The sequence below is a fragment of the Salinicoccus jeotgali genome (assembly GCF_039538805.1).
GTDB lineage: Bacteria > Bacillota > Bacilli > Staphylococcales > Salinicoccaceae > Salinicoccus > Salinicoccus jeotgali.
Map to the genome: position 1 here is coordinate 1 of NZ_BAABCK010000017.1, position 23,065 is coordinate 23,065.

Sequence of the window (23,065 nt, forward strand, 5' to 3'; positions counted from 1 at the left end):
TTCATCCATGGTAATATGGGTGTAGGTCATGCATGATCACTCCTATGATTTCTTTTGTCGGAAAACCATTTTGAGTGTATCATGTGTGACCGTTTTATGTGTCTAGCTTAATTTTACAATCGGCGATTCATAATCCGCTCTCCTCTAAAAAGTAGAATTTTTTTCATTTCTTGTTTCACTAACCCGTCTCCTATATTTCAATAGAGTGCGAACTACTTCTTGAAGTAACTCAACTGTTCAAGAAGATTGGGTTTTTAAATAGCTAACAAAACCTTCTGCAATATGATTATATATACTTTCTATTTTTCCTTCGTCAATAGTAAGCAGTTCTCTATCTTTCATAATCCATTTACCATCAACCATCACATGTTGAACTGAACCCTCATTACTATGAAACAATAAATTGTGAAGGTAATTAGAAAAAGCTTCATTGTTTAGTAGTGGCTCCAAATCCTGACTCTTTTTAATAAAAACTAAGTCAGCTTTATAACCATCTTTTATTTTACCTATGCCCTCCTGTAAACCATAAGCTTTTGCACCATTTAAAGTTGCCATTTTAAAAATATCCTCAGCAGTGTATTTATTAACAGGGTTATTTATTTTTAATAAATAGTAAGTTAACTTCATTAATTCCCACATGTCTGTATGACTGTAATCAGTGCCTAAACAAACATTCACACCCGTTTCAAGCATGTAACTAACATCTGCAACTCCTGCTCCTGTATCTAAGTTTGAAATTGGACAATGGACAACAGAACTTTTATGTTTGGCGACTAAATCTATATCATTTTTCGACATATAAACACCATGAAACAGCACTGTCTTATCATCGAGTAACCCCAATTCATTGTAAATATCAATACTAGATCTACCAAAATCAGATTTTACTATGTTGGATCGCCACTCATTCTCTAAACAATGCGTCATCATTATAGGGTTATATTTATCCTTAGTATCTTTCAAGTTGTTTAATTCAGTATTAGTAAAGTCTTCTTCTTCTAATAAATGAGTGCCAAATAAAACATTGCCATCAGATCTACTATAATAATCCCCAATTTCTTCATATGCATCAACTATTCCTCGTATTCCAATTTCGTTTATTGCATCACTTAGTAATTTTGGCGATTGGGGATCTGAGTCACTTACAAAAGTCACCCCATTTTTAACCATATCTATATAGCTTTTTTGAGCAACACACAAAAAAGCTTCTTCAGAGACTTCATTGTCGATATACTCAAAGAACAATTGCTGTACTTTTCCTTGTTCTGTGTCATTGCTCCAGTCTTGGAGTGGCATTTCCTTCATCAATCCTTTAGTTAAAGGGGAATAACTATGGAAATGGGCGTTAACCAAACCAGGAATGACAAAATAATCCGAGCAATCTATAGCCTCCTCATCATTTGCATCATTAATATTTAGACGAATTTCACCATTTTGAATTTCAATACTTTGTGTTTCAAATTTCATATTACTATTTAGGTATGTTACATTTTTTAACTTCATTTATTTACCCCTTTAATCATTTCTATTCTATCAATTATTTTTCATAGTTAGTCACAACGAATCTCCTCTTAAAATCAATTTCAATTTATATAAAAGTACATGGCTGAATTTACATATAATGCTTCGAAACTGTAGTTATTATTATAGGTAGCTACCAAGATGATATTCCTCTATTTTATCATATATGTTTTTGCGTTCTTAAAATTATACTTTTAAGAACAGTATGAATATTCTAAATATATTAAAATAAACGTTCTTAACATATAAAAATAGTTTATGAACGTTCAATATTTTTGCATATACTTTTACGCGCATTTTTCATTTTATACTTAGAAATTAATTTTCTGGTTAAACAATATGTAAATGTGTTTTTCCCTCTTAGATTTATGATTGATTAAAGTAGATCCCAAATAGACATTAATAGAATATCGATTTTACTGCTTATCACTTTCTTCTTTATTTTGCATGTAAATGAGAAAACTCCAACTCCTTTGCTAAGAAAGGGGATTGGAGTTTTTTCTGTACTTATAGCAACTACCAATCAGTTATGATATGTAAACTGTAAAATTGACTGGAAGCCTTCTAACTTCATTTACACAAGATATTTTACGCTCTCGCATTATTATTTTTATTCGAATTTAGTAATGTAATCATTAAATTTAATAAGGGTTCTTAAATCCTAAAATTATTCCTTCTATCACAACCATGGACTTCTCTATTGCTTTTTTCTTATCGTTTTGTTCTGACACCCATATTGAAAGTTCGTTAATAGCTCCTGATAAAGCATGCGTCATTACAATTGAAGAGTTTTGTTGAAGAATATCCTTATCTTGTAACTGTTCAATCTGATTTTGTAGTAATTTCATTGAGTTTTCTTTGTCAAATCTTCGGAAAATTTGCCACCCCAATACAGATGGACCGTCTACTAGCAGAATTCGATACATATTTTCTTTTGAAATAGTTTCAATGAATATTCTACAGCCTTCTATTAATTGCTCCAACTGATCCTCGTTTTTTTCATCTACTGCACTAATTTCTTCTGCAATTAGTTGATGCGCGTGCTCGAAAACTGCATAAAACAATCCTTTTTTGCTCTTAAAGTGATGGTATACTGCCCCGCGTGTCAATTGCTCTGTTTCAACAATATCTTCCAATGAAACTTTTGAATAGCCATGTTCCGAAAATAATTCGGTTGCAATTTCTATTAATTGTTTTCTAGTTTGATTAGCTTGTTCCTTTTTTTTTTTTCACTTTAAAGTACCTCTCTATATTTCTCTTATCATTTCTAGTGCTCCTGGATATTCCTTTTTAACTAAAGTACGCAGTCCTCTTTTTATTACTATTGGTGATGTAGTTGTTCTTCTTTCAAGTAGCCATGATAACACGATTTCTGGCTCTTCTTTAGATAGATCGTTAAGGTGATTTCCTACAGATTTTCTGACGTAATTAGATGAATCATTTTTAAGTGAATCAAGTAAAACTAAATTTTGATTTATATCCCCATTTATATAGTCTATCTTTGAGGCCCAGGGTAATCTTGGGCGAGTTCCTTCGCTTACAAGTCGTCTTACGTGAGAATTATTATCTTTTCTCCATATATCAAAGTATTTTAAGCATTCGTTAGTATTGTTTACAATAAATGGTCGAATTGCATATTCTGAGGTGTGTCTTTGAGTAATCTCATAAAGTGCTTCCAAAGATAAAGAGACATGACTTGAGCCATATAATTCTACGTAACGTGCTATGGGCATTAGAAAATAACCGTTCGTAAACATGCCTTTTTCTGTCTGGTTTACTGGTCCCAGTACAGACAATAATACAAGAAGCGCTTTATCAAACTCTTTAGGCAGCGCTTTGTGTAATTCTTCTGCAATCACTAAAACACGTGCTTTTAATTCTTTGTTCTCTACTCTTTTCGAAACATTATCGATAAATATTTTGTTGGGAAATGATTTATAATTTATTGAAATTAATGTCGCTAACCTTTCAGCTAAATCCTTGTCAAAATAATATTTGAGTGGAATATACTGACCCATTATTAATTTGAACCAAAATTCTCGTCTACATATTGTTTTGTGTAATTATCGTCCGCAGGGATAACTTTTATTACATCTATTAGAACACCATTAGGATCTCTTGTAATAAAGTGTCGTTGCCCGAATGCTTCACTACGTATATCCAATACGATAGGCAACTGGTTTTCTATTGCAAGTTTTTGATAAATAGCATCAACATCTTCTACCTCTATGTTCAATAAAAGACCTTGCGCTGCCTTGCCATAACCTTCAGGTATTGTTTCGTGGTTAAGGTCAAGTAAAGCCAATTCACCGTTCGTTCGTTTATTAACAAGACTTACATACCAGTCAGCCTCGAATGATACTGAATATCCAAAATAATTCATATAGAATTCTTTGCTGCGCTTCAACTCTTCAATCATCAATACAGGATAAAAACTATTCCATTTCAATTAAATCACTCTCCTTTACAATATAAATCAATTATACATACGTACTGTATGTATGTATATATAAAAAACTTTATTTTTACTTTGATTAAGCATTAAATGCTAGAATTTCTATGGAATTTATTGTGTTTTTATTTACTTTTAATATTAAATTAACATTTCCTGTTGTATCTTTTTTGGGTCATCTTTTCATAAGTATCTTCAGAAATAAGCGTTCGTAAAAGTACACTTTTGCGGACACTTCGAAAACATTTGAAATAAATAAAAACAAGAGTTTGTAAACATACTAAATTATTTTAAGATTGTTTTTCATTTATAACTAGAAAAATAATCTTCTGGTAAAACAATATATAGATGTATTTTTCTCTCTTAAATTTTTGATTGATTAGGGCAGACCCTAAATAGACAGTTTGATGGTGTTGATAATACTGGATTCAGAGTGTGTGATTAGGGTGTATTTTAATTACATTCAGAAAAGAGGTCTGGCGCCACTGTAAATGAGCGAAGTATTTTAAAGAAGTCTTAGTATTTGGCGTTTAGGAAATCTACTCATCGTAGAATCCATTGATGGTCTGGGGAGAAATTATGATGAAGTGATAGATACCATATTTTTTTGAAACAGAAGGATGTCCAGCTGATCATCACAAGTTTGCCTATAATGAGTGAAGCAATCGGTAACCCTTTGTTGGATAAATTTATTAAAGATCAAATTATCCAAATCCTGGCCATGATTGCAGAACAGGAGCGTTCGGAGTCAAAGCTCAGGCAAACTCAGGGCATTAAATTAGCAAAAAGCAAGGGAATCTATAAAGGACGACCAACACTTTATCCCCCCAAATGCCAAAAGTCCTCAAAAGCGATTTGTTTAACATCGTGTCGTTTCTCAGTTGAATGAAAATATTGCCATATCTCAAATTGCCAAAGAGGTCGGGATTACACGACAGACGATCTATAGAATTAAGAACAATCTAGATTAGTCTTCACTATATAAAAGCGATGTATTCAAAAACGTTTTATATGATAAAATTGATGCGGTCATCTAGTTCACTTCTGTGCGGATAGCATGGAAGGAGGTAACACCATGTTTGCAACAATGTTTGAGTCCCTTATTGCACCAATTTTAGTCGGTGCAGTAATCACATTATTATCGTATTGGTTGGATAATCGTGAAGACTAACTAGATGGCTATACCAATAACACCAAAAAACCCCCAATCTACTGCCATAGATTGGGGGGTTGGTGTGTCATGTTAAGCAACAATGTTTGATTACTTATATTATAGCATTTTCACGTTGCCCCGTAAATAAAACAGAATCTACAAAGCATTTAAAGGTAAGTGATGTCCCGCTCCTTCTGTTGATTCCACCGAATAAAATGATCGCTTTCCGAACTGTCTTCCCATTGGTAACTTCGAGTGATTCCCAGCCCTTTTATACCGGAGAGATATTTTTTATGCCGTTAGCCTCCATTTTCGATTGACCATTTCCTCTCCAAATTACTCCACACTCCCCTTCCAGCTTTAACCCCTGTCCGCATCATGTTATACTGTGTTAAGAAAATAATAGTAATACATGGGGGAGCCATAACAATGGCTGAGAAGGATGCTTCCTGACCCTTTGACCTGATCTGGATAATACCAGCGTAGGGAATGTGTGGCGGTTTCGGTCTTTGCTGAATAGTAAGCACCACGCCTCCATTACTCTTTAACGCCTCCAGATACGGAAGGTGTTTTTTTATGCCCATTTCTACAATGGTCACGGAACACCACCAATTTTGAGAGGAGCATACATTATGAAAAGAATGTTATACGCCATGATTGCCATCCTGTTCCTATCCGCCTGCGGCGGAGGGGAAGATAAGGCATCGACAGGTGAGGACGGATTGAAGGATGTCACCTTCGTCCTTGACTGGACGCCGAATACAAACCACACCGGCATCTATGCCGCGAAAGCGGAAGGCTATTACGAAGAACAGGGGCTCGACGTCGAAATTGTGTTGCCTGGTGAAGCGGGAGCCGAACAGACGGTTGCTACTGGTAATGGAGATTTCGGCATCAGTGCCCAGGAGAACGTCACCCAATCGAGGTTGCAGGGCGTGTCCATCGTGTCGCTTGCTGCCATCATCCAGGACAACACGTCCTATCTTGCCTCCCCGAAAGAATATGATCTTGAGACCCCGGCCGACCTTGAAGGACAGACCTATGGCGGCTATGGCTCTCCAATCGAAGAGGAGACCATCGCGTCCATCATGAAAGCTGATGGTGCAGATATCAGTGAAGTGGATATCCTGAATATCGGAGAGACGGACTTCTTCACTGCTGTACAGCGTGATGTCGATTTCGCCTGGATCTATTACGGTTGGACGGGGGTTGAAGCAGAACTTCGGGACTTTCCGCTCAATACGATTTCCTTCACCGAGTATTCGGATGCGCTGAACTTCTATACGCCTGTCATGATCACCAATGAAAAACTGATTGAAGAAGACCCGGAGATGGTTGAAGCCTTTACAAAGGCGACTGCCAAAGGGTACCAACTGGCAATGGATGAACCTGAACAGGCAGCCCAACACCTGATTGATGCAGAACCAGACCTTGATGAGGAACTCGTCATAGCAAGCCAGAAATGGCTGACCGATGTCTATCAGGGGGATGCGCCATACTGGGGCCACCAGGAGCGTGATGTATGGCAGAACTATATGGCTTGGATGTATGAAAATGAGCTGATCGATTCTGAGCTGGACGTCGACGCAGCCTATACCAATGATTTCCTGCCGGGAAGCTCGGATGATTAGATGATGAAACGCCTACTCTCATGGAATGTTGTGGCGCCTGTTTCCGTCATTATTCTCATCCTCGCCATCTGGCAGTTGGCGGCTTCGCTGTTTGACATTCCAAGCTGGATGCTGCCAAGCCCAGTTCAAATATTCGAAGAAGGCATGCAGATCTATCCACGTATATTGGACCATAGCCTCTCCACCGTGCTGATCGCACTCGGCGGATTCGCCATCGGCGCCTCGGTTGGAATCGTTCTGGCACTTGGACTTCACCTTGTGCCCCAAGTGCGGCAGGCTGTATATCCATTGATGGTATTGTCGCAGAACATTCCGATCATTGCGCTGGCTCCGCTGCTCGTACTGTGGTTCGGCTTCGGTGCCTTGCCGAAGATACTGATCATCACACTCGTCTGCTTCTTCCCGATCGCCGTTTCCCTGATCGATGGATTCAGGCAGACCAATCCAGCGCTCCTCAACTATATGCGCATGATCGGCGCGAGCCGCAGGCAGATATTCTTCAAGCTGGAATGGCCAAGCGCCCTGCCCTACTTCTTCTCGGGTCTGAAGATTTCTGCCACATACAGCGTAATGGGTGCAGTTATCGCCGAATGGCTCGGGGCTCAAAAAGGGCTTGGTGTCTTCATGACAGTTGCCTCTTCTGCCTTTAGGACAGATCAGGTATTTGTATCGATTTTTGCGATCATGCTGATCAGCATGATTCTGTTTGGCTTCATCCTGTTGCTTGAAAAATGGATGATCCCGTGGAATACGGAAGGAGATGATCGAGATGACGGCTAAACTCCACATTGAAAATTTGACCCACACATTCAGGGGCACATCGGATATCGAAGTGTTGGCTGACCTCTCCATCACCATCGGAGACGGCGAGTTCGTCACCCTTCTCGGTCCGTCGGGAAGCGGGAAGAGTACCCTATTCAACCTGGTCGGTGGACTGATCGAGCCGGATGAAGGCGATATCTTCATAGATGGCAAGCGGGTCAACGGCACCCGAGGCAACATCAGTTATCTGCCGCAGCAGGATTCATTGCTGCCCTGGCGCACGATTGAGGACAACCTTGTTCTGGTCCAGGAGATAAACGGCAGCATCGACCGCCAGACGGCGCGTAAATGGCTGACACGGGCAGGGCTTGGCGGATACGAAAAATCCTATCCCAATACACTGTCCGGTGGGATGCGGCAGAGAGTCGCCTTCATCCGCTCCCTGCTCAGCCCTCAGCAGCTGATGCTGCTCGACGAACCGTTTGGCGCGCTCGATGAACTCACCCGCCTAGACATGCAGGACTGGCTGCTCAAGATGTGGGAGACCGACCGCCGCTCCGTGTTGTTCATCACGCACAGTATAGAAGAAGCAATCTATATGTCGGACCGCATATTGATACTATCCGACAAGCCAGCAAAAATAATAAAAGAAATTGAGGTGCCCTTCGCACGCCCAAGACACCATGACATCACATTGGAAGATACATTCACCAAGCTGAGAAGGGAAATCTACCTGTTACTGAAAGAAGGCGATACAGAATGATCGATCTGGACATGGTGTCTGAAGTCAGAAAGCATTCCGCTGCGATGGAAGAAAATGGTCGCCCCACCGATGAGATGCTTGAATATATGTATGATGAGGGGTTATTCAAACTATTTCTGCCAAAGGCACTCGGTGGCAGCATGACCCCTTTGCCTGAAGCCTTACAGACGTTTGAAACCGCGGCCTATGCCGACGGCAGTTTCGGCTGGCTCGTACAGCTTGGCTCTGGCGCGGGATTTTTTGCGGCCACATTATCACCGATAGCCGTCGAAGAATTCTTCACCGCCCGCAACTTCTTTATAGCAGGCAGCGACCGGCCACTCGGCACGGCGAGAAAGACGGACGCCGGCTACATCATCAGCGGAAGCTGGCCCTACGCAAGCGGCGCCCTGATTGCGAACTTGTTCACCGCAACGTGCAGGATAGTCTCAGATGATGAAGACGATGGGGCGTTATATGCCTTCGCCTTTACACCGGAACAGGTGACCATAGAAGAAGACTGGAATGCTTTTGGCATGAAGGCCACCGGTAGCCATACCATTCATGTTACAGAAGCCATCGTCCCAGCCTATCGGCGTTTTGATGTCGCTGCGCCGCATTTTTACTATGACCATCCCGCCTACCATTATCCGTTCTTGCCATTTGCTTCTGCCAATATCGCCGCTACCGTCATCGGAGTCGCGCGCCACTTCTATGAAGCGGCCCGCAGGCAGATCGAGTCGAAGCTCTCGACCGACAAAGAAGTAGATGAAATGCGCCACCGCCATACCCTCGATATTCTAAATGCCAACGAAACATCATTCATGCAGGCTCGCCAGTCATACTATGATGCCGTCAGGACGTCATGGCAGACCCATATGGATGGGGAAGTTCTGGACGATGAAATTCTGGACGCCGTATCTGACCACAGTAAAATGGTCGCACATGCTGCAGTCAGCGGCGCCCAGCAGCTCTATCGCCACCTCGGCATGGATATGATCATGGAAGACAATCCATTGAATCGCATATACCGTGACTTGCTCACCGCTTCCCAGCATGGCCTGCTCATCGATGCCGAAGGACGTATTGAGGAAATCAGCACCATATAATAAAAAGGCACCCCCTGTAATCTGACCGCCAGATTGCAGGGAGTGCCTTTTCTTGTCTCATCGCTTTTGGTTTTTGTCCATCTTGAGCTCAACGAAGCAATGTTGTGTATTTTCCCATTCCAGATGATCGAATGATTTCCTGCATGAAGCTTCCAGGAAACTTAGCACTGGAGCCGCATCCGCCTGCTCTACGTCCCCCTTCATTTCATAGACGAATGTCATTTCGCTGATGGGTGGTCCGGGTTATCCCCTACGTAAAACTTCGTGCTGCTTTTCTTGATATCCACTCTGATCACCTCTAATTCCGTTTTTTTAGGCTCTTATCGTAAAATGGCGGATTGTCCGTATTATCTATTGAGCCAGTTCTTCGCTTCCATCGCGGCATCCTGGGTCAGGCTGTGGCCATTCACCCATGTCACCTCAACGTCTGCACCGCGTTCTTCAAACAGGTTGATCACGCGTTCACTTTCCGCTTCCGGCACAATCGGGTCACCCTTGCCGAGGGACAGGAATACATCCACATCATTGAAGTCCTGTTTTTCTTCTACATCTGCCGGATAGAGCGGAGCGAACAAGGCCGCCCGCTTGAATGTCTCAGGCTGCCGCAGCATCATCTGGATGGCGATGTTCGAACCGTTGGAGAAGCCGACAAAGACGACATCTTCCAGTTTGAATTCATGTTCCTTCGACTTTTCAACGATGAACTCATAAAGCTCATTGCCGCGGAATTCAAGGTCTTCCCAATCATACTGGCCTTCACCGTGGCGTTTGAAGTAGCGGTTCATGCCATTCTCCTGCACATTGCCGCGGACTGATAAAACATTATATTCAGGATTCAACAGCTCAGCAAGCGGCAGCAGATCCCTTTCTGTGCCGCCTGTACCATGAAGTAATACGAATACTGGTGCGCCCTTTTTCTTTTCATTGTATAAGTGTTCCATTATGGGTCATCTCCTCTGTCATTATGGTCTTTCTGCTGTAAACATGCGTCCTATTTCTGCATGGCCATCATCTGCAAGCCTACCTACGGCGCCTGATCCTAGGGGACCGATATAGCCGTCTCGATAGATGTCCTCACCTATATGATAGTGCTGCACCTTCAAAAGCAGGACATCTGCTATGATTATACACCCAGCTTCGGCAGCAGACTTTCATACTCTTCACGTCTATGCTCGTATTGCGGCGGCAACTTCAGGGTGGTGCCTAAAGCATCTTTATCCTCGTCCCTGTCGAACCCGGGACCATCGGTCGCAAATTCAAATACGACATGGCCCTTCTCGGAGACATAGATGGAATTGAAGTAATGCCTGTCCTTGACTTCAGTAACGCCGAAGCCTTCATCCTTCAGCGCAGCCTGCCATTCATCGAGCACGTCCATGTCGGGTACGGACCATGCGATATGATGCACTGTACCGATGCCGAACCTGCCTGGGGCAAGCGGCGGGATTGCTGTGATGATATGATGCTTTTCCTCACCAGCCGTCTCGAAATGGAGGTTCTGGCCGTCGTGGTCGAGCTCCGTCAATCCCATCATGTCGGTCAACAGTTCCTTTGTGCCGCCCGGGTCACCGGACAGGAGCACAGCACCATGGAATCCAAGGATTGCGTCATCTTCAGCAGACGCTTCCCCTTCAACAAGGGCGAGCTCGAGCCCGTGTATGTCGTCGAATTCCAGGGTCTCCTTGCCGAACAGTTGAGTCACTTCGACATCAATGTCCTGGCTGCTGAGGTGGTCCTGCCATGCACTGAGGCTGCCTTTTGGCACCCTGAAGGCGATCCTGCCCACTTGACCGCTGCCTTTTCTGCCCTCTCGGCGTTCATTCGTCCATGGGAAGAATGTGATGACTGTTCCCGGGGTCGCATCGTGGTCTGAAAAGTAGAGATGGTAGACGCCCGGGTCGTCGAAATTGACTGTCTGCTTGATGAGGCGCAGGCCCAGGACATCCCTATAGAATTTCAAATTCTCATTTGGATCGCCGACGATTGCACTGATGTGATGGATGCGTTTTATTGCTTCCATTTGATCAATTCCTCCTATATGCGCATTAAGACCGCTTCGTATCGAAAGGACGTATCTGCGCTTCGATTTCTTCGCGTTGTGATTCAAGGAATGGTGGCAGGGCCAGACTCTCGCCGAGCGTTTCATATGGTTCATCGCCCATGAATCCCGGACCGTCTGTTGAAATCTCGACCAAGATGTCACCGATCCGTGTGTACAGTGCCTCGAAGTAGAAGCGGTTTACGTTACCGGAGTGTCCCATACGGTTCTGATTGTATTTCTCTTCCCATTTTTTGATCGTCTCGTGATCTTTCACCCTGAATGACACGTGGTGAACCTGTCCATAACCTTGACGGCCAGGAGTCGATTCGTCTTTCCTCAAGATCACTTGACCACCATTACCGCCCTCGCCGACTTCAAACAGCGTTACATCCTGTTCTTCCAGGCTCGGTTTCATGTCATAGATTCCTGTAAGGATCTGCTTGAACTCATCGAAGTAGCTTACCGTGATTTCAATCGGACCCAGACCATAGATCGCTTTATCTTCCGGTACCGGACCGTTCTTCCATGGAATGCCGGGAGCCACCCCTGTATCCCCTTCGTCGGAGAACAGCTGATACCTCTGGCCATCCGCCTCTTCGAACGGCAGTACTTTTTTCCCAAACACCTCTTTGATGCCATCATGTTTTACATCAAATTCTTCGAATCGCTCCAAATAATATTCCAGTGCCGCGTCATCCGGTACCCTGAGTCCTATGCGTGAAATCGAGTTCGTGCCCGGCGCGCCTTTCGGGATATTCGGGAAGTCAAAAAATGTCACGTCTGTACCTGGAGAACCGACATCGTCCGCAAAGAATGTGTGGTAGGTGTGGATATCATCCTGATTCACCGTCTTCTTGACCAATCTCATGCCGAGTACTTCAGTGAAGAATTTATAGTTCCGCTTTGCGTCGTCCGTCATCGCTGTAACGTGGTGGATTCCGAGTAGTCCTTCAGTCATTTCAAAAACTCCTTTTAAATGATTCATCCAATAATTATCTTCAATTAGAGATAATTGGCTGTTTTAAAGCCTGTGCCCGGCACAAGCTTCATTTCAGTAATCCTTCTGCATGCAGACCGACACGTTTCAACAGGTCGATCGCTTCGTCAACTTCATCATCCGTCCATTCATCGAAAATGGTGTGGATCAGCGCTTCCTGTTCTGCTACGCGTCTGTTCATATATTGCTTACCCGCTTCAGTGATGCAGGCAAACATTTTCCGCCTGTCTTCTTCACAAGGTTTCCTGTACAGGAAACCCTTCTCTTCCAGTTTATCGATGACATATGTGATGCTTCCGCCCCCCATCAGAATCTTTTTCCCGATGGATTGGATCGGCTGATCCCCCTTATGGTAGAGCAGTTCCATCACCGCATACTCATTCAGATTGATTTCCTTCTTCAGGAAATCCTGCTTGATCAGTTTCTGGATGGACTGGGATGACTTGATGAAAACAGTGAAGGCCTTGATGCGCGGATCGATATCTTTCATCTCTGCACATCCTTAAAATTAGTTTAAATTAAATTAGATTAAATTTAATATATCTGTACTATAAGCCATGAAAAATCATAATGCAACCCCTCAGCTCAAAAAATATTAAATTTAATCTAAATGGGTGCAATCCAAATGTTTTAGAAACGGCACGCCGCCTTTATTCAGGCTGCCGGACTTTAAATGCTTCATTATATAGATCCGTGACGAACATATGGCCCGGCGCATGGGTGATCATCACTTCCGGCCTGGCATTCAGGGCCGCATTCTGCGGTGTTACACCGCACGCCCAGAATACAGGTACTTCATCCTCTATAAGCTCGACACTGTCACCATAGTCCGGCTGGCCGAGGTCGGTGATTCCGATCGCATCCGGGTCGCCATGATGGATGGGACGGCCATGCATATCCGGAAACATGCCTGTAATCTCGGCTATACGTTCGACACTTTCCTTCCTGAACGGCCGCATCGAGACCACGAGATCGCCGCTGAATATGCCTGCCGGCACGGTTTTGATGCTGGTCCGGTACATTGCGACATTCCTGTTCTGCATGATGTGCTTCATCTCAAATCCGGCATCGGTGATGGCCTGTTCGAAAGTAAAGCTGCAGCCGATCAGGAACGTCACAAAGTCGTCCTGCCACCAGTCGCTTATATCATCGACGGTTTCTGACAATTTCCCGTCCCGATAGACATTGTACCGTGGGACATCCGTGCGGATATCCGACCCTTCTGCATACACACTCTCCGTCCGGCCATCCTCGAGCACCTCGATGATGGGAACGGCCTGGTGGTTGCGCATTGCATACAGAAGAAAATCGAATGCATAGCGCTTCGGCAGGATGACGACGTTGGCCTGCACATGATTGCCCGCTGCCCCAGACGTCGTCTTGTCGAATGTGCCATTTCTGATCTGGTTTCTAAGTTCCTTCGCTTCCATGGTATCTCTCCCCTACTTCACCCATAAGTCCTGCAGACCCTGCAGCGACATGACCCCTGCAATGATCGTGATGATGATGGCGATGATGCCGAAGACGATCATCCAGGATGGATGGCGATATTCTCCGACCACTTTCTTTTTACGCGAAGCAATCAGCACCGCCCCCAACGTCAAAGGCAGGATCAGGCCATTGAAGGCACCTGCAAGGATGAGCAGTGTGACCGGTCGGCCGACAAACGTAAAGATGACGGTGGAGATGACGATGAAAGAAATGATTACAATATTATTGTATTGATCGAATATGCGGTGCAGCGACTTCAAAAATGAGGCACTCGTGTAGGCGGAGCCGATGACTGAAGATAACGCCGCTGCCACAAGTACGATGCCGAACACTTGCATGCCGATGTCGCCAAGCGCGATCTGGAACACCGACGCCGGTGGATTGTCGGGATCGAGGGACACCCCGCCGGAGACGACGCCGAGGACTGCCAGGAACAGCAAGATCCGCATGACGCCGGTCGTCAAGATGCCGTAATTGGCGGCACGGCTGACGAACCCTAGATTCTCACGCCCAGTCATGCCCGCTTCTATCAGCCTGTGGGCACCGGCAAATGTGATGTAGCCGCCGACAGTCCCCCCGACCAGCGTCACCACCGGCAGGAACAGAGTCAACGGCTCTTCAGGCATGACGGCGCGGTAGGCCGCCTCCCCATAAGGTGGATCGGATTTGATCATGACGAACGCCGTGATGCCGATCATGAGGACACCGAGTATCTGGATGATGATATCCATGACCGCCCGGCCGTTCCTGAGCAGGAATACGATGATGGCGATGACCCCGGCGAGTGCTGCCCCAACCCTTGGGTCCCACCCGAAGATCGCATTGAAGCCAAGGCCCGCCCCGGCGACGTTGCCGATATTGAACGCGAAGCCACCGAGTACGATGAAGAACGCGATTACGTAGCCAAGTCCGGGAAGGACATCATTGGCGACGTCCTGCCCCCGTTTGCCGGAGACGCTGAGGACCCGCCAGATGTTAAGCTGCGCCCCGATATCGATGACGATGGAGGCAAGTATCGCAAACGCAAAACTGGCAAGGAACTGTTCGGTGAAGACGCTGGTCTGGGTCAGGAACGCCGGACCGATGGAAGAAGTCGCCATCAGGAAAACTGCTCCGAACAGCAGCCTGCGCTGCGTCGTTGTCATTTTGGGCTTGTTATCCATTATTCCACTCCCTACATCGTTGTGACTTCAATATCATTTTCCTTCAGGCGCCGGCGGATCTCCCGGACGAATTCAAGCGCCTTCTCCCCATCCCCATGTACACAGATGCTGTCAGCCTGTATTTCGATGTCGGAGCCGTCGATTGCCTCCACCCGGCCTTCAGTAACCATCCGGATGACACGCGCTGCCGCTTCGTCTGTATCGGTCACCATCGCCCCTGCCTTACGGCGGCTGACCAGCGTGCCGTCGGCTTCATATGCACGGTCGGCAAAGACTTCGTGACGCACTGCCAAGCCGGCTGCCTCACCCGCCTTCACCAGGTTCTGGTTGGACAGACCCATAAGCTTGAGGTCGGGGTTATATGTCTTCACAGCCTCTGCAATGGTCCGGGCGAGATCCGGGTCGGTAAATGTGGCATTGTAGAGGGCCCCATGCGGCTTGACATGATTCATCCTCTGACCTTGAGCGCGGCAGAAGCCGTCCAGGGCGCCAAGCTGATAGATGATGAGCGTACTGATCTCATCTGCCGTCATATCCATATAGCGCCGCCCGAAGCCCATCAGATCTGGGAATCCCGGATGCGCTCCGATGCCCGTCACGCCACTATCCTTTATCAACCGCACCGTCTCCTGCATGACGGAAGGGTCCCCTGCATGGAAACCACATGCCACATTCGCTGATGAGATGAGCGGGATGATGTCTTGATCATTGCCGATCGTATAGTTGCCATAGCTCTCTCCGAGATCCGCATTCAAATCTACTGTAAGCATTCATATCTCCCCCTAATTGATTATCGCATTGCGCTCAAGAAATTTTATATCTACGTCATTCTTCTCATAGTTCGGGTGGTTCATCAGAAAGTGCTGGAAATCGAGATTTGTCGAGATGCTTCCGATTACCGTCTCATCGAGCACATGACGCATCCTGAGAATCGCTTGCTCGCGGGTCGGGGCATGCACGATGATCTTTGCGATCATGGAGTCGTAATGCGGCGGGATCACATAGCCCGGATAGACATGGGAATCGATGCGTACCCCACGCCCCATGCCGAAGTGGAGCATGTCGATCTCACCGGGCGCAGGCATGAAATTGTTTGCCGCGTCTTCGGCATTGATGCGGCACTCTATGGCAAAACCTGAGATCCCTACATCTTCCTGTGTGATGGATAGCGGCTTGCCGCGGGCCACCTCCACTTGGGCACGTACGATGTCGACACCGGTGATGGCTTCCGATATCGTATGCTCCACCTGGATGCGGGTGTTCATTTCAATGAAGTAGAAAGCCGCTTCCTCCTCGACATAAAGGTATTCGACTGTGCCGGCGCCGCGGTAATGGAGGTCTGCGACGGCAGCGGCCGTCCGTTCTGTAATGTCTTTGCGGGAAGCCTCAGGCAGGATGGCGGCGGGCGCTTCTTCTATAAGCTTCTGGCTATTGCGCTGTATCGAACAGTCACGCTCGTAGAGGTGGACCGCATTGCCTTTTCCGTCCCCGATCACCTGCACCTCGATATGGCGCGCTTTTTCGATGAACTTCTCGACATAGATGCGGTCGTCGTTGAATGCATTCTTCGCTTCCTTCTTCGCTTCCTTGAAGTACTTTTCGAGTTCAGAAGACTCATGCACAAAGCGCATGCCCTTACCGCCTCCGCCGGATGCCGCTTTTATGACGAGCGGAAAGCCGATCTCCTCAGCAATCTTCTCCACTTCTTCAAACGTCTCGACCACACCTTCGCTGCCTGGAATGACGGGCACCCCCGCCTGCTTCATCGTCTGCCTTGCTTCCGATTTGTCCCCCATCCGGGAGATCGTCTCCGCAGTAGGCCCGATGAAGGTCACGTCCATTTCTTCAAGCCGCCGTACGAACTCCGCCGATTCCGACAGGAAGCCGTAGCCCGGGTGGACTGCGTCCGCCCCTGTGACCTCAATTGCCGAGACGATGGCGTCGATGTCCAGATAGCTGTCTGCGCTCTGGGCGGGGCCGATGCACACCGCTTCATCCGCCAGCGCAACATGCATACTCCTTGCGTCCGCTACCGAGTAGACTGCCACGCTCCTGATGTCCATTTCCTTCAGTGTCCGGATGATCCTGACGGCAATCTCTCCCCGGTTCGCAATCAATACTTTCTCCACGTCAGTCCCCCTCCTGCCGGATGGAGATGAGCGGTTGGCCATATTCGACCCCTTCCCCATTGCCGACGAGTATTTCTTCCACCGTACCGTCAACATCCGACACGACATCGTTGAATACTTTCATCGCCTCAATGACGCCAAGGACGTCCCCTTTTTTGACAGCCTCACCTTCAGCTGTATACGTGTCCTTGCCGTCTTCATCCTTGTCTATATAGAAAGTGCCCACTTGTCCGGCATCTATGGTGTGCGCCCCACTGTCTCCCGCATCATCCTTCACTGCGGGCTGCGGCTGAGCACTTGTTTTTTCTTGTGCTTCGAGATGGAGCTTGAAGTCCCCGTCTTCCACCGTCAGCACCTTCAACTGCTGCTCCTGCATAAGCGCTGCATAGGCTTTCACTTTTTCGACATCCATTTAATTAACCTCCCATTAATTTTTCGATCTTTTTTGACACCGGGCGAATATGCGCACGGAAATCATCATTGGTCTTCATATAAGCGCCGTCTTCAATCCGCGCCATTTCCGCTTTGTACATATCTGTCGCTTCCTCCACTGTGACGGCCTTGAACCTGATTGTCTCTCCAGGTTGCTTCTGGACGAATTTCGGGATATCCGCCCGGACGACCGTTGCGATCTTTGCGTAGCCGCCGGCGGTCTGCCGGTCGTTCAGCAGCACAATCGGCTGACCGCCCTTCGGCACTTGTATACTGCCCAATTGTGTCGGTTCCGACAATACATCATGGGAGGTGGCTTCAAGCTCTGGCCCTTTCAGGCGGGCTCCCATGCGGTCTGCGTCCTTCGTCAATTCATACTCGCCTTCAAAAAATGTGTGCTGCATGGCTTCATCGAAACGCTCGAACTGCTGGCCCGGCACCACATGGACGACATCATCCCCTGCAGGTATCTGAACACGTTGCTGAGCGATTTTGTGCACCTGTCCGCCGTATGCAGCAAGCCGATCGGAAGCCTTGAGTGGACGCCCACTATATCCGCCGATGCCGCTTCTGGCATGGGTTGAGGCGCTGCCGAGCACCCGGTTGACCTTGAAGCCACCGGCTGCGGCAAGATAAGTGCGGGCACCACTGGCGGCTGCACCGATGGTGATTATGCTGCCCTTTAGGACTGGGATGGCAATCCCTGAAGGATGGCTGCTGCCATCTATATCAATCGGCATCTCTGCGCCGGCCGTCGCAATGAAAGTGTCAGAGAGCACCTCGAATGTGCCGCCCTGCAGCGTCATTTCAAGTGCGGCGGCAGTTTCCGTGTTGCCAAGCAACTGGTTCGCCAAGCGGAACGCCCGGTAGTCCATCGCCCCGGCGGGCGAAAAGCCCTCTGACTGATGGCCGTAGCGGCCGAGGTCCTGGACGGTCGTGTAGACCCCTGGCTTCAGTACTTTCAGAATCCCCGTCATTTGTTCCTCACCTCGCTGTTCACTTCATAGTCCCCTTGGGCGACACGCTTTTCGATATCCTTGTACTCGTCTTCCCCGATCGACCGGTAGACGATGCGGTCCCCCGCCCCGTAGAGAATCGCCGGGTTTCTATCCGCATCAAAAAGTGGGACGGGCGTGCGGCCGAGCAGGTGCCAGCCGCCTGGTGACTCGAACGGGTACATGCCCGTCTGTCGTCCCCCGATCCCGACAGAACCTGCCGGAATGCTGACCCGGGGCGTTTCCAGCCGATCTTTATGCAATCGTTCGTCGAGACCGCCAAGGAATGGAAACCCCGGCATGAACCCAAGCATATAGACGAGATACTCGGTATCCGCGTGCAGGTGCACGACGTCTTCCTCGGACAAGCCCGATGTTTCAAAATGACCGATGTCCGGCCCGTACTCCCCGCCGTAGCACACGGGTATTTCGATGACCCGGTACTGGAACGGCTCCTGCGCAAGTGCATCGATATCTATTTTCTCAAGAGCTGCCTTAAGTTTTTCCAAGTCTACAGAAAATACTTCGAAATGGATGATGAGACTTGTATACGACGGTATGACCTCCACCACGCCTTCAAAGGACTGTGCTTCTATATGATGGCGCAGGGCGACGATCTGTCGATTCACCGCTTCATCGATTTCGTCGCCCAAATATATCGTCAGTGCATCTTCTGCAAACTGTCTGATTTTCATGCCTTTGCCCCCAAACTGAATTTTCACACTTTTCTCATCTAATATCGTATACTATTATGGACAAAGATGAAAGACCATTACTTAAATGAAGGAGCATAAAAATGACACGATACTTCTTGGATAGGATGAAGGCAGAACAGCTGGAGGATGCCTCCGGCCATAGACTCCACGAACAGTTCATGACCATCGCCGAAATCGGCATGACGAAAAATCAAGGGTCGCGGCGCATGGGGTATTCGAAGGAAGAGGAGGCAGCTAAGCAGCAGGTCATCAAATGGATGGAGGAGATCGGCATGACGGTGCGCCGCGACGGCGCCGGTAATGTCTTCGGCAGATACCCAGGACAAAACGATTCGAAAGTCTTCATGGCCGGTTCGCATCTCGACACCGTGCCGGACGGGGGACATTTTGATGGTGTCGCCGGCGTGCTTACCGCGCTCGAGATCGCAACACTGTGGCATGAGGCGGGATACAAACCGAAGTACTCCTATGAAGTAGCCGTCTTCAGCGATGAAGAAGGCAGCCGCTTCAACAGCGGACTGACCGGCAGCCGGGCTTTTATGGGGATGTTGACGGAAGGGGAAGTGGATAAATATAAGGACCCTTCCGGTCAGGACTTTGACGCCGTCATGGACGCAGCCGGGTTGGACCGCACACATTTCCTGGACGCGGAGGGACCTGATTATCCGATTGAAATGTATGCGGAGGTCCATATTGAACAGGCCAGACAGCTCGAAGAGAAGAATCTGCCGCTTGGCATCGTCAGCGGCATTGCCGGGGCGACGCGCACCAGTGTCGTATTCCATGGAGAAGCGGGCCATGCCGGCAGCACCCCGATGCCGGGACGTCAGGATGCGCTGGTCAAGGCATCCGAATTCATCTCGACTCTACCCCAGGTCGCCCAGGGCATCAGTGAGACGGCAGTCGCCACAGTGGGCAAGATCAATGTCGAACCGGGCGGCGTCAATGTCATCCCGGGCGAAGTGTCGCTTGTCGTCGATGCCCGGGATATAGACGTCGAGCTGCAATCTGCGCTCATCGATGCCGTTCGCAACCATGCCGAACGGACGGTTGAAGGCAGCAACGTCACGGTCGATGTCGATTTGACGACCCGCATCATGCCGATCCCCATCCAACCGGAAGTCATCGAAAAGATGGAGCAGTCCTTCGAGCGCAAGGGGTTGAGCCCCGTCCATCTGCCGAGCGGCGCGGGGCATGACGCCATGGCCATCGGCACAAGGCACCCGATTACCATGCTGTTCGTGAGGAGCATTGCAGGCATCAGCCATAATCCGGCAGAATTCACCCATATTGCGGATATCCAGCAGGGCGTCCGTGTGCTGCAGGATTTCTTCGAAAATTACTAAAACCGGAAAGAAATGATTTCTTCCCTATTAAACGCCTGTTTTTCGGGTAGACTGACAGGGAGGTGAACCGAATGTCATATATACGCATCAAAGGCGCCAATCAGAATAACTTGAAGAATGTGAGCGTCGATATACCAAAACATACCCTGACTGTCTTTACTGGACGCTCCGGCTCAGGCAAGTCATCGCTTGTGTTCAATACACTTGCGGCCGAATCGGAACGCCTGTTGAACGAAACGTATTCAAGCTATCTGCAGAATCAGATGACGCAGTACGAGAAGCCGGACGTCGATCAGATCGAGAACCTGCCGGTGGCGATGATCATCAACCAGAAGCGCCTCGGCGGCAATTCCCGTTCCACGGTCGGCACGATTTCCGACATATACTCGTCCGTGCGTCTATTGTGGTCGAGGATCGGGGAACCGTTCGTCGGCTACTCCAACGTCTTCTCGTTCAACAATCCAAGCGGCATGTGCCAACGCTGCCAGGGATTGGGGTATGTCGAAGATATTGACCTCGATGAACTGCTCGACTACGACAAGTCGCTGAATGAAGATGCAATCAAGTTCCCATCCTTCCGCCCGGACAGCTGGCGCGGCAAACGCTATCTCTACAGCGGTCTGTTCGACAACGATAAGAAGCTGCGCGACTATACGGATGAGGAAATGGAGACCTTCTTGTATACGAAGCCGACACGTCTTAAGAATCCCCCTTCGAATTGGCCGCGTACGGCACAGTTCGAAGGGCTGATCCACCGCTTCAGACGGTCGTTCCTGCTCAATGACAACTTCGAGAAGAAGCGCTTCATCAACGATGTCAACCGCGTCGTCACAAGCCGCGACTGCCCCGACTGCAACGGCAAGCGCCTGAACGACACGGTGCTGTCATGCAAGATCGATGGCATGGATATCGCGGATTTCACAAATCTGTCCATCGAGGAGGCCATCCCGTTTCTCAAACAGCTCGATGATCCGAAATCCGAATACATCATCCGGCCGCTGCTCGCGCAGATGGAGTCCCTGTCGTATGTCGGACTCAACTATTTGACGCTTGCCCGTGAGACACCTTCCCTCTCAGGCGGGGAATCCCAGCGCATCAAACTCATCCGCCACTTGAACAGTCCGCTGGCCGATCTGGTCTACATCATCGATGAGCCGAGTGTCGGCCTGCATCCGGAAGATATCGAAAAGATCAATACGATCATGCGCTCCATCCGGGATAAGGGCAACACCGTCCTTGTCGTCGAACATGATCCCGACGTCGTCCAGATCGCCGATCATGTCATCGATATCGGTCCCGGTGCCGGCCAGCACGGTGGCGAAATCATCTTTACGGGGTCGTATGAGGAACTGATGAAGACCGATACGCCGACAGCGACGGCACTCGACCGTCCGCATCAGCTGAAAGCACAGCCGAGGCGCCCGTCAGACTTCATCAGCCTCAAGCACATCACCAGAAACAACTTGAAGGATGTCTCCGTCGACATCCCGAAAAATGTGCTGTCCGTCGTGACCGGGGTGGCCGGTTCCGGTAAGAGTACACTGATCAAGACTGGCTTCCGCAATGATCCGGATGCGATATTCATCGACCAGAAGCCGGTCCATGCTTCGAACCGTTCGAACCTGCTGACCTACATGGACCTCTTCGATGACATCCGGACCTTCTTCAGCAAGCAGACGGGACTGCGCAAGGGCATGTTCAGCTACAATTCTGAAGGCGCCTGCCCGGAATGCAACGGCAAAGGCGTATTGAAGACGGAGCTCGCCTTCATGCCGGACTTCTCCCAGACTTGTGAAGTGTGCGGCGGCACCCGCTATAAGCCAGAAGCATTGGCGGCCACAGTCGATGGCTATTCCATCGCTGATATACTGGCGCTGACCGTCGAGGAGGCATTGAGCGTCTTCAAGACCAACGCCCATGTCATCGAACGCCTGAGAACCGTGCAGGATACAGGGCTCCACTATATGACCCTCGGCCAGTCGCTCGATACATTGTCTGGCGGTGAGATACAGCGGGTCAAGCTCAGCCGCTACCTCGATGGCGAGGCGACAGGCCAGGTCTTCATATTTGATGAACCGACGACCGGGCTGCACGAAGATGATATCCCGACCTTGCTTAAATGCTTCCAGGAGCTGATCGGCCAGGGCAACACCGTCATCCTGATCGAACATAACCTCACCATGATGACCCATGCCGACTGGATCATCGATGTCGGTCCAGGCCCCGGTCTAAAGGGCGGCACGATACTCTACAGCGGCGCGCCCTCCGGCCTGCTTGATGTAGAGTCATCGGTGACGGCCAAACACATCAGACGCTATATCAGCAATCCGGAATGACACGTTAAGAAAGCCTCCACCAAAAATGGGTGGAGGCTTTGTTTTATGA

The 23,065-nt window shown here is 48.4% G+C and carries 23 protein-coding genes, 1 pseudogene and 1 riboswitch; of the genes and pseudogenes, 8 read left to right on the forward strand and 16 right to left on the reverse strand.

The genetic code is table 11. The annotated features are described in order from the left end of the window. Window positions 1–237: 237 nt before the first annotated feature. From ABD734_RS04030 to ABD734_RS04045, 4 genes are all read right to left on the reverse strand, one after another. Window positions 238–1,503: an amidohydrolase family protein gene (locus ABD734_RS04030; RefSeq protein ID WP_344701665.1), complete on the reverse strand. Its 1,266-nt coding sequence runs from the start codon at window positions 1,501–1,503 to the stop codon at window positions 238–240. 659 nt (window positions 1,504–2,162) lie between these two features. Beyond that, the gene (locus ABD734_RS04035) at window positions 2,163–2,708 is read right to left on the reverse strand and encodes a TetR/AcrR family transcriptional regulator (protein WP_084135718.1); all 546 of its coding nucleotides are present in this window, start codon (window positions 2,706–2,708) and stop codon (window positions 2,163–2,165) included. A 60-nt stretch (window positions 2,709–2,768) separates the two neighbouring features. Next, window positions 2,769–3,539 (reverse strand): DNA alkylation repair protein, encoded by a 771-nt coding sequence (locus ABD734_RS04040; protein ID WP_026858747.1) that lies wholly within the window; start codon window positions 3,537–3,539, stop codon window positions 2,769–2,771. A 2-nt stretch (window positions 3,540–3,541) separates the two neighbouring features. After that, window positions 3,542–3,970: a VOC family protein gene (locus ABD734_RS04045; protein WP_026858748.1), complete on the reverse strand. Its 429-nt coding sequence runs from the start codon at window positions 3,968–3,970 to the stop codon at window positions 3,542–3,544. 460 nt (window positions 3,971–4,430) lie between these two features. Here ABD734_RS04045 and ABD734_RS04050 point away from each other — a divergent pair. The 6 genes and pseudogenes from ABD734_RS04050 to ABD734_RS04075 all read left to right on the forward strand — a co-directional run. Further along, window positions 4,431–4,944 (forward strand): annotated as a pseudogene (locus tag ABD734_RS04050) (recombinase family protein); the annotation flags it as partial. A 104-nt stretch (window positions 4,945–5,048) separates the two neighbouring features. Then, the gene (locus ABD734_RS04055) at window positions 5,049–5,144 is read left to right on the forward strand and encodes a type I toxin-antitoxin system Fst family toxin (RefSeq protein ID WP_344701666.1); all 96 of its coding nucleotides are present in this window, start codon (window positions 5,049–5,051) and stop codon (window positions 5,142–5,144) included. Between the two features lie 386 nt (window positions 5,145–5,530). Next, window positions 5,531–5,632: riboswitch (TPP riboswitch) on the forward strand. Window positions 5,633–5,758: 126 nt separating this feature from the next. Further along, window positions 5,759–6,757 carry an ABC transporter substrate-binding protein gene (locus tag ABD734_RS04060; RefSeq protein ID WP_344701667.1) on the forward strand — a complete coding sequence of 333 codons (999 nt, stop codon included), beginning with the start codon at window positions 5,759–5,761 and terminating at the stop codon, window positions 6,755–6,757. Beyond that, window positions 6,758–7,537: an ABC transporter permease gene (locus ABD734_RS04065; protein ID WP_344701668.1), complete on the forward strand. Its 780-nt coding sequence runs from the start codon at window positions 6,758–6,760 to the stop codon at window positions 7,535–7,537. Beyond that, window positions 7,527–8,282, forward strand: coding sequence for an ABC transporter ATP-binding protein (locus tag ABD734_RS04070; protein WP_344701669.1), 756 nt, complete (start codon window positions 7,527–7,529; stop codon window positions 8,280–8,282). The genes ABD734_RS04065 and ABD734_RS04070 overlap by 11 nt, the downstream gene beginning before the upstream one ends. Then, window positions 8,279–9,370 (forward strand): acyl-CoA dehydrogenase family protein, encoded by a 1,092-nt coding sequence (locus ABD734_RS04075; RefSeq protein ID WP_344701670.1) that lies wholly within the window; start codon window positions 8,279–8,281, stop codon window positions 9,368–9,370. The genes ABD734_RS04070 and ABD734_RS04075 overlap by 4 nt, the downstream gene beginning before the upstream one ends. A 347-nt stretch (window positions 9,371–9,717) precedes the next feature. Here ABD734_RS04075 and ABD734_RS04080 read toward each other — a convergent pair whose 3' ends face one another. The 12 genes from ABD734_RS04080 to pxpB form a co-directional block, all read right to left on the reverse strand. Continuing rightward, window positions 9,718–10,311: an alpha/beta hydrolase gene (locus ABD734_RS04080; RefSeq protein WP_344701671.1), complete on the reverse strand. Its 594-nt coding sequence runs from the start codon at window positions 10,309–10,311 to the stop codon at window positions 9,718–9,720. Window positions 10,312–10,332: 21 nt separating this feature from the next. Further along, a complete protein-coding gene (locus tag ABD734_RS04085; protein ID WP_344701673.1) occupies window positions 10,333–10,473 on the reverse strand; it encodes a hypothetical protein in 141 nt (46 codons plus the stop codon). 20 nt (window positions 10,474–10,493) lie between these two features. Continuing rightward, complete coding sequence (locus ABD734_RS04090) at window positions 10,494–11,390, reverse strand: ring-cleaving dioxygenase (RefSeq protein WP_344701675.1); 897 nt, start codon at window positions 11,388–11,390, stop codon at window positions 10,494–10,496. Between the two features lie 25 nt (window positions 11,391–11,415). Further along, window positions 11,416–12,369, reverse strand: a complete 954-nt coding sequence (locus tag ABD734_RS04095; protein WP_344701676.1) for a ring-cleaving dioxygenase — start codon at window positions 12,367–12,369, stop codon at window positions 11,416–11,418. A gap of 88 nt (window positions 12,370–12,457) precedes the next feature. Next, window positions 12,458–12,898 (reverse strand): MarR family winged helix-turn-helix transcriptional regulator, encoded by a 441-nt coding sequence (locus ABD734_RS04100; protein ID WP_344701678.1) that lies wholly within the window; start codon window positions 12,896–12,898, stop codon window positions 12,458–12,460. A gap of 160 nt (window positions 12,899–13,058) precedes the next feature. Continuing rightward, window positions 13,059–13,838, reverse strand: coding sequence for a putative hydro-lyase (locus ABD734_RS04105; RefSeq protein ID WP_344701680.1), 780 nt, complete (start codon window positions 13,836–13,838; stop codon window positions 13,059–13,061). 12 nt (window positions 13,839–13,850) lie between these two features. Continuing rightward, window positions 13,851–15,062 (reverse strand): NRAMP family divalent metal transporter, encoded by a 1,212-nt coding sequence (locus ABD734_RS04110; RefSeq protein WP_344701682.1) that lies wholly within the window; start codon window positions 15,060–15,062, stop codon window positions 13,851–13,853. A gap of 11 nt (window positions 15,063–15,073) precedes the next feature. Beyond that, window positions 15,074–15,832, reverse strand: a complete 759-nt coding sequence (locus ABD734_RS04115) for a LamB/YcsF family protein (RefSeq protein ID WP_344701683.1) — start codon at window positions 15,830–15,832, stop codon at window positions 15,074–15,076. Window positions 15,833–15,844: 12 nt separating this feature from the next. Continuing rightward, entirely contained in the window at window positions 15,845–17,191 is a 1,347-nt protein-coding gene (accC, locus tag ABD734_RS04120) for an acetyl-CoA carboxylase biotin carboxylase subunit (RefSeq protein WP_344701685.1), read from the reverse strand. 1 nt (window position 17,192) lies between these two features. After that, the gene (locus tag ABD734_RS04125) at window positions 17,193–17,603 is read right to left on the reverse strand and encodes an acetyl-CoA carboxylase biotin carboxyl carrier protein (protein ID WP_344701687.1); all 411 of its coding nucleotides are present in this window, start codon (window positions 17,601–17,603) and stop codon (window positions 17,193–17,195) included. A 4-nt stretch (window positions 17,604–17,607) separates the two neighbouring features. Beyond that, on the reverse strand, window positions 17,608–18,600 hold the full coding sequence (locus ABD734_RS04130) for a 5-oxoprolinase subunit C family protein (RefSeq protein WP_344701690.1): 993 nt from the start codon (window positions 18,598–18,600) through the stop codon (window positions 17,608–17,610). After that, the gene (gene pxpB, locus ABD734_RS04135; protein WP_344701692.1) at window positions 18,597–19,313 is read right to left on the reverse strand and encodes a 5-oxoprolinase subunit PxpB; all 717 of its coding nucleotides are present in this window, start codon (window positions 19,311–19,313) and stop codon (window positions 18,597–18,599) included. Before pxpB ends, ABD734_RS04130 begins: the two co-directional genes overlap by 4 nt. 101 nt (window positions 19,314–19,414) lie before the next feature. Between pxpB and ABD734_RS04140 the strand changes: the two genes are divergently transcribed. Both ABD734_RS04140 and ABD734_RS04145 read left to right on the forward strand, forming a co-directional pair. After that, window positions 19,415–20,680: a M20 family metallo-hydrolase gene (locus ABD734_RS04140; protein ID WP_344701694.1), complete on the forward strand. Its 1,266-nt coding sequence runs from the start codon at window positions 19,415–19,417 to the stop codon at window positions 20,678–20,680. 71 nt (window positions 20,681–20,751) lie between these two features. Then, complete coding sequence (locus ABD734_RS04145; protein ID WP_344701696.1) at window positions 20,752–23,016, forward strand: ATP-binding cassette domain-containing protein; 2,265 nt, start codon at window positions 20,752–20,754, stop codon at window positions 23,014–23,016. Window positions 23,017–23,065: the final 49 nt, after the last annotated feature.